General features: G+C 65.2%; 9 protein-coding genes. 6 read left to right on the forward strand and 3 right to left on the reverse strand.

Annotated features, from left to right (window positions below; translation table 11 throughout):
- Nucleotides 1-105 precede the first annotated feature (105 nt).
- A complete protein-coding gene (locus VLE48_01570; protein ID HSA91673.1) occupies nucleotides 106-402 on the forward strand; it encodes a cytochrome C oxidase subunit IV family protein in 297 nt (98 codons plus the stop codon).
- On the opposite strand, the gene VLE48_01575 is transcribed toward VLE48_01570, so the two are convergent.
- On the reverse strand, nucleotides 399-1,286 hold the full coding sequence (locus VLE48_01575; GenBank protein HSA91674.1) for a GntR family transcriptional regulator: 888 nt from the start codon (nucleotides 1,284-1,286) through the stop codon (nucleotides 399-401). The two genes, VLE48_01570 and VLE48_01575, sit on opposite strands and share 4 nt — an antisense overlap.
- An 8-nt stretch (nucleotides 1,287-1,294) precedes the next feature.
- Complete coding sequence (locus VLE48_01580) at nucleotides 1,295-2,089, reverse strand: DUF4198 domain-containing protein (protein ID HSA91675.1); 795 nt, start codon at nucleotides 2,087-2,089, stop codon at nucleotides 1,295-1,297.
- A gap of 116 nt (nucleotides 2,090-2,205) precedes the next feature.
- On the opposite strand from VLE48_01580, the gene VLE48_01585 reads away from it, so the two are divergent.
- Complete coding sequence (locus VLE48_01585; protein HSA91676.1) at nucleotides 2,206-2,826, forward strand: zinc-ribbon domain-containing protein; 621 nt, start codon at nucleotides 2,206-2,208, stop codon at nucleotides 2,824-2,826.
- A 4-nt stretch (nucleotides 2,827-2,830) separates the two neighbouring features.
- Here VLE48_01585 and VLE48_01590 read toward each other — a convergent pair whose 3' ends face one another.
- On the reverse strand, nucleotides 2,831-6,277 hold the full coding sequence (locus VLE48_01590; protein HSA91677.1) for an acyl-[ACP]--phospholipid O-acyltransferase: 3,447 nt from the start codon (nucleotides 6,275-6,277) through the stop codon (nucleotides 2,831-2,833).
- 84 nt (nucleotides 6,278-6,361) lie between these two features.
- Here VLE48_01590 and VLE48_01595 point away from each other — a divergent pair, with 84 nt between their 5' ends.
- From VLE48_01595 to VLE48_01610, 4 genes are all read left to right on the forward strand, one after another.
- The gene (locus tag VLE48_01595; GenBank protein HSA91678.1) at nucleotides 6,362-7,159 is read left to right on the forward strand and encodes an ATP-binding cassette domain-containing protein; all 798 of its coding nucleotides are present in this window, start codon (nucleotides 6,362-6,364) and stop codon (nucleotides 7,157-7,159) included.
- Between the two features lie 122 nt (nucleotides 7,160-7,281).
- A complete protein-coding gene (locus tag VLE48_01600; GenBank protein ID HSA91679.1) occupies nucleotides 7,282-7,911 on the forward strand; it encodes an ABC transporter permease in 630 nt (209 codons plus the stop codon).
- Nucleotide 7,912: 1 nt separating this feature from the next.
- The gene (locus VLE48_01605; protein HSA91680.1) at nucleotides 7,913-8,785 is read left to right on the forward strand and encodes a glycine betaine ABC transporter substrate-binding protein; all 873 of its coding nucleotides are present in this window, start codon (nucleotides 7,913-7,915) and stop codon (nucleotides 8,783-8,785) included.
- Between the two features lie 111 nt (nucleotides 8,786-8,896).
- On the forward strand, nucleotides 8,897-9,359 hold a 463-nt coding region (locus tag VLE48_01610), incomplete at its 3' end, for a DUF711 family protein (GenBank protein HSA91681.1).

Below are 9,359 nucleotides of genomic sequence, written 5' to 3' on the forward strand. Positions count from 1 at the left end.
TGCGCCCGTCGAATATGCCGGGCTCTACTGGCACTTCGTGGATATCGTCTGGATCTTTCTATTCCCACTGCTCTACCTCATCACGCGGCACGTCGGGGTGCATCCATGAGCGGACACGTCGTTCCCTTGAAGGTCTATTTCGCGATATTTGCCACCCTGATGGTGCTGACCGCAGTCACCGTACGGGTGGCGTTCATCAACCTGGGACCGTTCAACGCCGCCGTCGCCTTGGGAATCGCCACCACCAAGGCCGTGCTGGTCATCCTTTACTTCATGCACGTGCGCTATGCCAGCAAGCTGACCTGGGTGGTGGTTTTGGCCGGCTTCTTCTGGCTGGGTATTCTGTTGGCGCTCACTATGACCGACTACATCACCCGTAGCCTGCCCCACCTGCCGACCTAGCGCGTCCCCGGCAGCGCATCCCGCAACGTCGCCAGCGACTTCTTGGAGAGTGTTGTCACCACCATGACATTTCGTGCCTTCACCCGTGCCCGCGTGCGCGAGTCGCAGATCACCAGGTCCGCTGCTTCGGGCGGCGTATCCTGCGGTCCCAACAGGCACTCCACGATCTCATGTTTCCGTCCCGCGGCGGAGGCGGTCAGCCCCCGCGCCGCCTCGAGAAACTCCACGCTCTCGGACGCGATGGCGATGACCGAGGGCTTGTCCAGCGCCCGCACCCGTTCCACGAACTCCTTGGCTCGGGGAAACTCCACCGGCACCGGCGCTGAGCGCTTGGGATACACATCCGGAAACTTTTGCAGCGCGTGCACGGGAACGGCCAGCACCGCGCCGATCGCCAGTCCCGGCGTCGCCGCAAGTTCCTGCGGCGTACAAGCACTGGCTGGCGCTCCCGTCGCTTCCGCCAGATCGTGGGCGATGATTCGCGCCAGCGCTCGGTCTTCTTCGACGACCAGGTAGTGATCGGGCGGCTGCTCGGCCATTCGTTCCCGCACTCGCTCGCGAATCTCCTGCAACTTGTAGCCGTGCTCGCGGGCAAACACCAGGAACGCGTTGATCAGTTCATCGAGGTCGCGGGCCTGTTCGAGCGCCGCGTGCTCATCGCGCAGGTTGACGAACACTCCCGCGCCCGGCTTCATGGTCACCCAGCCGCGCTTGGCCAGATGCCGATAGGCGTGGCTCACCGTGTTGTGATGGATCCCGAGTTGTTTTGCCAGCTCCCGCACGCTGGGCAGGGCATCGCCCGGCCCCAGTTCTCCCGCCCCGATCGCCACCCGCACCTGCTCGATGATCTGCTCCCGCACCCCCACCGCGCCCGTCTTCGCCACTCGGATTTTCATTGTCGGGCGGGCACTTCGAACGTCAGGGTGGCGAAAAAGCTGCGCCAGTCAATCTCCGGATCGCCTTGCGCCTCGACCATGTGGATGAGCCGCGCATACCACAGCCCCGGCCGGTCGAGCTTCAGCTCGGCGCGGCCGTTCGCGTCGGTTTCCGCGGTCACCGGGAATTCATGCCCCTTCACCATCGCGCCGGTATACATCGCGCTGACGCGCACGCCGGCCAGCGGTTTGCCCAGGAACAACACCCTGACCCTGAGCGGCTCGTCTTTCGCGAGTGACGCCGGATCTTTGTCCGGCACGATCTCCAGTGCGTGTCCTAACGCTTCGCTCGCCGCAGCGCCGTTCGCACCCAACAGGAGCTTGGTGTAGCGGGAGTACAGTTCGCGACCTTCGCTCGCGTCCTTGCCGCTCTCCTTGCGGGCGCGGATCACGTCCTTGAACCCCTCGCCCTCGATGTAGCCGTTGAAATCTTCTGCCGCCAGCCGGATGTAGCGCGGCGCCACGATCATCTCCGCCACTCCAGCCTGCGGCGCTCCCGGCGCGCAGAATTGCTTGCCGCGCTTCGCTCCCGCGAGCGCTCGAACGCCCCCACCGGTGCGCACCTGAAAGCGCTCCACACGGTCCGCCGTCACCGCGTTCATGGACTCGGGAAAGTGTTCGCCGATGCGCGCGCACACTCTCTTCGTACCGCCCCTCGTCTCCGCCACCAGCCACAGGTCATGGGCTACGCAGTTCGCGGTCAACCAACCCAGCAAGGTCGCGCCAATCAACAAAAACCGCATCCTGGACATGCGCCGTATTCTACCGGACCAGTCGCACGCCCGGGCCTCGAGCCTTTTTCCAATGGATTCAATGAATCCATCCTCCCAGTCCTGTGCGCTATACTTTCCGTTCGTCGAGGTGCCTTATGGCTTTCTGCACATCGTGTGGAGCGAACATTCCCGCCACAGCGGGCTTCTGTACCAGTTGCGGCAAGAAGATCGAAGGAGCCGTGCAGGCGGCTGCCACACCGGCGGCGCCTGCGACGGCGGCGCAGCCCGCAAGATCGGGCGGCGGCGGTCTCAAGATCGTCCTCATCGTGCTGGGCATTTTCTTCTTTCTCGGCGCGGTGGTGGTCGGTGTCATCAGCTACGGCGCCTACCGCATCGCCAAGGAAGCCAAGGTTGAGCAGAGCGGCGACGAAGCCCGCATCGAAACTCCATTCGGCACGGTGGAGACGCACCAGGACGTCGAGAAAGCCGAGGAATCTCTGGGCGTCGCCATCTATCCCGGCGCCACCGCTACTCCGGGCGGCTCCAGTTCGGTCGAGTTCGGCAAGATGAAGGTCGCGAGCGGCGTTTTCGAAACCGAGGATGACCCCGACAAGGTGATGGAGTTCTACAAGGAGGAGTTCCCCAAGGCCCGCGTCATGACGCAGGATGGCGACACACAGTCCCTGATGGCGGACACCAAGGACGGGTTCATCACCGTCGCCGTGGCTCGCCACGACTCCAAGACCGTCATCACCATCGCCCGGACAGAGAAATAATGGTTCACTGATTCACGGATTCCATCGCAGCTTCCCCGCCGGCTTCCGCCAGCCGCTGCGCCGCCTCCTTAAGCTTCCGCAGATCGAGCTTGCCCGTTCCCAGGTAGGGAATGTTGTCGATATGGAAGAACTGGTTAGGTTTAGGCTTCCACAGCGGCGGCAGGTCGGAGGAAGCGAACTGTGCCAGCACCGGCTCCAGCTTCTCTTCGGGAAGCGTATGCAGCACGATGAGCCGCTCGCCTCTTCTTTCGTCTGGCAGGCAAGTGACCGCGAAAACCTGCTCGGTGATGTCCGCGATCTCCTGCAGTTTCTCTTCGATCTTCACGTGCGGCACCATCTCGCCGGCAATCTTCGAGAAGCGGCTCAGCCGGTCGGAGACGATCAGGAATCCGTCCAGGTCCATGGAAGCGATGTCGCCGGTGTTGTACCAGCCGTCGCGCAGCACTTCGGCGGTCTTCTCCGGCCGGCCCAGGTAGCCCATCATCACGTTCGGACCGCGCACCAGCAGCAGTCCTGATTCTCCCAGCGGCACCGGCTCCTGGGTCTCGGGATGCACGATGCGCACGCTCACGCCCGGCAGCGGATGCCCGATCGATCCACGCTTGGCGCCCACCTGGCGGAATCCCGTTGCCCGATAGTCGCGCGTGTTCACAGCTACCGCGGGCGAGCATTCGGTGCAGCCGTAACCTTCGAGCGGCCGCACGCCGAACGTGTCCTCGAATGCCAGCGCCACCCGGTCCGGTAATTTTTCCGCGCCCACCAGCACAAACTGCAGGCTGCCGAAGTCTTCCGGCTGGCAGCGCCGGATGTAGGCCTGAAGGAAGGTCGGCGTGGCCACCAGAAACGTGGCCTCGTAGTCGCGCGCCAGGTCGCTGATGGCCTTGGCGTCCAGCGGATTGGGATGGAACACCACGCCCACCCCCAGCGTCGCCGGCAGCCATATCGTCACCGTGTAACCCATGGAGTGGAAAAACGGCAGAATGCCCAGCACCCGGTCTTTGGGGCGCAGCGCGAAGGTCTGCGCCAGTTGCTCCAGGTTCGAGCCGATGTTGAAGTGCGAGAGCATGACGCCCTTGGGGTCGCCGGTGGAGCCACTGGAGAAAATCACCGTGGCCAGGTCGTCGAGCGACGTACGCTTCTCCGCCCCCAGCGCGGTCTCCACCAGTTCCTCGGGGAACGTCCACGCGATCAGTAGCGACATCAGTTTTTCGTGCAGCCGGGGCTTTGCCACCACGTCTTCCAGGTACACTGCGCGCGCAGGAACCTCGAGCTTCACCTTCTCCAGGAAGAGCCGCGAGGTGATCACGGTCTCCAGCTTGCACTGCCGCGCGCACGATTCCAGCACCTCACCGGACGCGGTGTAATTCAGATTGACCGCGATCTTGCCCAGGAACGAGGCCGCGATGTTCACCAGCGCGCCCCCCACCGAGGGCGGCAGCAGGATCCCGACCATCTCCTGTCCTTTCCACACGCCGGCCAGCCGATGGGCGACGAACATGGTGCGAGTTAGCGTGGTGCCGAAGCTCATGCGCGGCACGCGGCCGTCGGCCATGGAAAAACGGAAGGGATGCCACCGCGCCCGGCGCAGGAACACGCGGTGCAGCGGACGCATGCGCGCACGATGGTGCTTGTAGGCTTCGGTCTGCAATTCCATCACCGCCTGCCGCACTTCCATGGGTGTCGCCGTGGGCGGCAGCGGCTTGCCGAAGCTCACCGTCACCGGGTAGGGCACGCGCCGCGGCACTTTCCACAGGAAGCGCCCGCGCTCGAAGCTGAAGATCGAGCCCCACACTTCATCCAGGTGCACAGGGATAATGGGCGCCTCGATGCCCTTCATGATCCGTTCCAGGCCGCGCCGGAAGGGCAGCAGGTGCCCGATGCGCGTGATCTGTCCTTCGGCGAAGATGCACACCACTTCCCCGTCGCGGATGGCGTCGCTGGCGTCGCGCAGCGAGCGGATCATCTCCCGCGGCCGCAGTTGCGACGAAATGGGGATGGCCCGCATGATCTTCGCGAACGGCTTCACGATGGGGTGCTCGTAGATCCCCTTGAACATGATGAAGCGGACGCGCCGGTCCGTGGCCGCCATCAGCAGCAGCGCGTCCACGAACGACAGGTGATTGGAGACGAACAGCGCCCCGCCTTTTTCGGGAATGTTGTCGCGCCCCTCCAGCCGGATGCGGTAGATGGAGTGCGTCAGCAGCACCAAGCCCAGGCGCAGCAGCGCATCCGGCAGCAGAACCAGGGCATACGCCGTCGCCGCCAGCGTGAGCAGCGAGCAGAAAAGGAAGATCTCGTGCGGGCCCAGCCCCGCCATGGTCAGGGCGTAATTCACCGCCGCTGCAAGCGCCACCGCGATCCAGGAGATGAGGTTGGCGGCCGCGATCACGCCGCCGCGGTGCTCCCCTTCCGGGCGGTGCTGCAGCAGCGCGTTGATGGGCACGATGAAGAATCCGGCGAAGAACCCCAGCAGGCCCAGCAGCACCAGCACTTCGCGGAAAGTATTCCCGCCGTAGGCCAGCACGCCGCCGAAGATCATCATGCCCAGCGATCCCAGCGGCACCAGGCCGTACTCGATCTTGTTGCCGGAAAGATATCCGGCCGCCAGGCTGCCTACGCCGATGCCCACCGCGATGGCCGCCGAGAGATATCCGTTCTCGACGTAGCCCAGCCGCAGCACGTCGTTGCCGAACAGCAGGATGTTCAGTTGCAGCAGCGCGGCGATGAAAAAGAAATAGGTGTTGCCGGCTACCGCCAGCACCAGCACGCGGTCGCCGCGGATGTGCGAGACCTGTGCCCACAATTCCGCCAGAAAATTGGCGCGGAACCGTTTCTGCGGATCGGCGGCCCTCAGGCGCGGAATGCCGGTGGCCAACGCCAGGCCTACCACCGCCAGCCCCAGCAGCAGCGCGCCCGACCATCCTTGCTGTCCCGCGAACCACTCCGCCAGCAGCGGCCCGGCGATGATGCCGGAAAGGATGGCCAGAAACGTCCCCAGCTCGAGCACGCCGTTGCCCCAGGACAGCCGCTTCTCCGGCAGCAGTTCGGGCAGGATGCCGTACTTGGTGGGCGCGAACAGCGCGCTCTGCGAACTCATGAGGAAGAGCGCGACGAAGCACAACGGAATGCTGTGCAGGGCCAGGGCCGCCAGCGCCACCAGCATCACCCCGACCTCGAGCGACTTGGTGGCCAGCGCAACGGCGCGCTTGCTGAACCGGTCCGCCAGATAGCCGCCGCTCATTGAAAACAGGATGGGCGGCGTGGCGAATACCACGCCCAGGATCAGGACCAGGCGGTCGCGCTCCGCCGCCGGCAGGTTCATCCCCAGAATGAGGAAGAACAGCAGGTTCTTGAACGCGTTATCGTTGAACGCGTTCTGGAACTGCGCCGCGATCAGGCACCAGAAGCCGCGCAGGCCGCCCTGCGGCAAGGCATCTTCGGCTCTCGCCATCCTCACATTCCCCTAAAGACTGGCGGGATTGTATCGTTCCTTCCCGCGATGCTGCCATAACTCCCGGGATGCAGTGGGAACACATTGCCCACGCACCGTCACCCGGCGCACAATGGCAACGTGCCCGGCGCCAATCATCTCGCGGTCGAGTTCCGCCAGGTGGCCTTTCGCGCCGGTGAGCGTACCCTGCTCGCCGATTTGAACCTCGAGGTGCGCACCGGCGAGACCCTGGTCCTGCTGGGCCGCAGCGGCTCGGGCAAGACCACGGCGCTGAAGCTCATCAATCGGCTTCTGGAACCGAGCGCCGGCGAAGTCCGAGTCGAAGGCCGCTCCACCCGCGAGTGGGATGCCATCGCCCTGCGCCGCCGCATCGGGTACGTCATCCAGGAAACGGGCCTGTTTCCGCACTTCACCGTGGAACGCAACGTCGAAGTCGTGCCGCGCCTGGAGGGCTGGCCGGAAGAGCGCCGCCGCGCCCGCGTCCAGGAACTGCTCGGGCTGGTGGGCCTGGAACCGGCACAGTTCCGCGCGCGCTATCCCCACCAGCTTTCCGGCGGACAGCGACAGCGCGTGGGCGTAGCCCGCGCCCTGGCCGCCGATCCACCCATCCTGCTGATGGACGAGCCCTTCGGCGCGCTCGATCCATTGACGCGGGCCGAGATTCAGCGCGAGTTCCTCGCCCTGCAGAAGCGGCTGGCCAAGACCATCGTCTTCGTCACCCACGATCTGCGCGAAGCCTTGCTCTTGGGGACGCGCATCGGCCTCGTGGACGAAGGTCGGCTGCTGGGCCTGTATACACCGCAAGAATTCAGCCGCTCCGCTGACCCGGCGGTCTCGCAATACGTATCCGCCTTCGGGCAGACGCTGCCAAACGAGCCTTAGGGAGATCTTGCTCCCGAATTCCAGCAGAACGCCCGGTAAGCCCTGTGTTTTCAAAGACCAGGGTATAGGGGAGGGGGTATTGCCCCTCGTCTTTTCCTCACTGCCGGAGTACGCTGTCCGCCATGTTCGACTTCCTGCTGAAGTATCGCGCTGAAATCTTCACCCTGAGCCTGGAGCACCTGTGGCTGGTGGGCGCGGCGATGGCCCTGGCCGTGGGCATCGGGATGCCGCTGGGTGTCCTGCTCACGCGCGTGCCGGGATTGCGGCGCGCCGTGCTGGGCTCGGCCAACGTCATGCAGACCATTCCCAGCCTGGCGCTGTTCGGGTTCCTGCTGCCCCTTCCCTGGTTGGGAGCGCGCGCCGACCGCCTGGCCATCACCGCGCTGACGCTCTATGCCCTGCTACCCATCATCCGCAACACCTACACCGGCATCATGGGCGTGGACCCGGCGGTGCGTGAGACCGCGCGCGGCATGGGCATGACCGACGGCCAGGTGCTGTGGCAGGTGGAACTGCCGCTGGCGCTGGGCGTGATTCTGGCCGGCGTGCGCGTGGCAGCCGTGATCTGCGTCGGAGTGGCGACCATCGCCGCCGCCATCGGCGCCGGTGGTCTGGGCGAATTCATTTTTCGTGGCGTGGCCAGCGTGAACAATCAGTTGATCCTCGCGGGCGCAGTGCCCGCCGCCGCGCTGGCCTTGCTCGCCGATCAGGGCCTCGGACTGCTGGAGCGCCGCCTGCGGCCCGCGGCCTGACATGCGACTGACCGCCGCCCTCGCTGTCCTCCTCTTGCTTGCGGGTTGCGGCCCGGCGCGCGAAGAACGCATCGTCATCGGATCCAAGAACTTCACCGAGCAGGTCGTCCTGGGCGAGCTGATAGCGCAGCGCATCGAAGCGCGCACCGGGCTGCCCGTTGAGCGCCGTTTCTATCTGGCCGGCAGCTACATTTGCCATCAGGCCATTCTCGCCGGCCGCATCGATATGTATGTGGAGTACACGGGCACGGCACTCTCCGCCATCCTCAAGCAGGAGCCGCACGGAACCAGCGCCGAGGTGCTGGAACGTGTGCGGCGCAGTTACACCGAGCAATTCGGCTTGCAGGTTGGCGAGCCGCTGGGCTTCAACAACACCTTCGCCCTGGTCATTCGCGGCGAGGATGCCCGGCGTCTGAACCTGCGCACGCTGTCGCAGGCCGCGGCGCAGACGCCGCAATGGCGATTGGGCATCGGCTACGAGTTCCTGGAGCGGCCCGACGGCTATAAGGGCCTGGTCTCCACCTACGGCATGCGCTTCGCCGGGCAGCCTCGCGTGATGGACCTGGGACTGCTCTACCGCGCGCTGCAGGAGAAGCAGGTGGACATGGTCGCGGGCAGCGCCACGGACGGCGTGATTTCGGCGCTCGGCATGGTGGTGCTGGAAGATGACCGCCACTACTTTCCGCCCTACGACGCCGTACCGGTCGTGCGCCAGGAAACGCTCACGCGCCATCCGGAAGTGCGCACGGCGCTGGCCGAACTCGCCGGCCGCATTACCGAGGATGACATGCGCCGCCTGAATTACGCCGTGGACGGCGAGCATCGCGACGTGAAGGACGTGGTGCGCGAGTTCCGGCAAGCCAAGGGACTGTGATAGGTTGCAGGCCGTTCTCAGAACTGCGCGTGTTCAGGCGCGCAAAGGTGACTTATGCAAGTAGTTGGTCTTCGATTCCTTGACTGGGGGCGGAAGCACGCGCTGCGACTCTTGGCGCTCACCGTTCTGTTTGCGATCGCACTTCCTGCCTCGGCGGCGGAAAAACCCAAGGTCCGCGCCATCACCGCATTCGTCAAGCTCGACCGCGAGCACTACCAGCAGCAGGTGCATGAGGCGCTGGCCGCGCTGCGGCAGGCCCGGCAGGCTTTCCAGCAGGCGGGGTACGAAGTGCAGTCGCTACGCATCGCTACGCAGCCCTTTCCGGAGTATGTGCGCGGCCTGTCGCGCGCGGAAGCGCTGGCCTTCTTTGCGGCTTATGACGAGCTGGCGCGCGCCGAGCAGTTCGACGCCGCCATCGGCCCGGCGATGCAGCAGGACTCGGATGACCCGGTGCAGGCCGATTTGCTGGCGGACATCCTGCGCAACACGAAGGCGCTGAACGCGAGCCTCACCGTGGCAGACGAGCAGGGTGTGCACTGGAGGGGCGTCCGCGCGGCGGCCCGGCTCATCAAGA

It is taken from the genome of Terriglobales bacterium (assembly GCA_035454605.1).
Lineage (GTDB): Bacteria > Acidobacteriota > Terriglobia > Terriglobales > Acidobacteriaceae > DATMAB01.

Bases quoted from the DNA above. Each gene is read 5' to 3' on its own strand.
- VLE48_01570 (HSA91673.1), top strand. From the start codon at position 106: ATGAGCGGACACGTCGTTCCCTTGAAGGTCTATTTCGCGATATTTGCC.
- VLE48_01580 (HSA91675.1), bottom strand. From the start codon at position 2,089: ATGTCCAGGATGCGGTTTTTGTTGATTGGCGCGACCTTGCTGGGTTGG.
- VLE48_01585 (HSA91676.1), top strand. From the start codon at position 2,206: ATGGCTTTCTGCACATCGTGTGGAGCGAACATTCCCGCCACAGCGGGC.
- VLE48_01590 (HSA91677.1), bottom strand. From the start codon at position 6,277: ATGGCGAGAGCCGAAGATGCCTTGCCGCAGGGCGGCCTGCGCGGCTTC.
- VLE48_01600 (HSA91679.1), top strand. From the start codon at position 7,282: ATGTTCGACTTCCTGCTGAAGTATCGCGCTGAAATCTTCACCCTGAGC.
- VLE48_01605 (HSA91680.1), top strand. From the start codon at position 7,913: ATGCGACTGACCGCCGCCCTCGCTGTCCTCCTCTTGCTTGCGGGTTGC.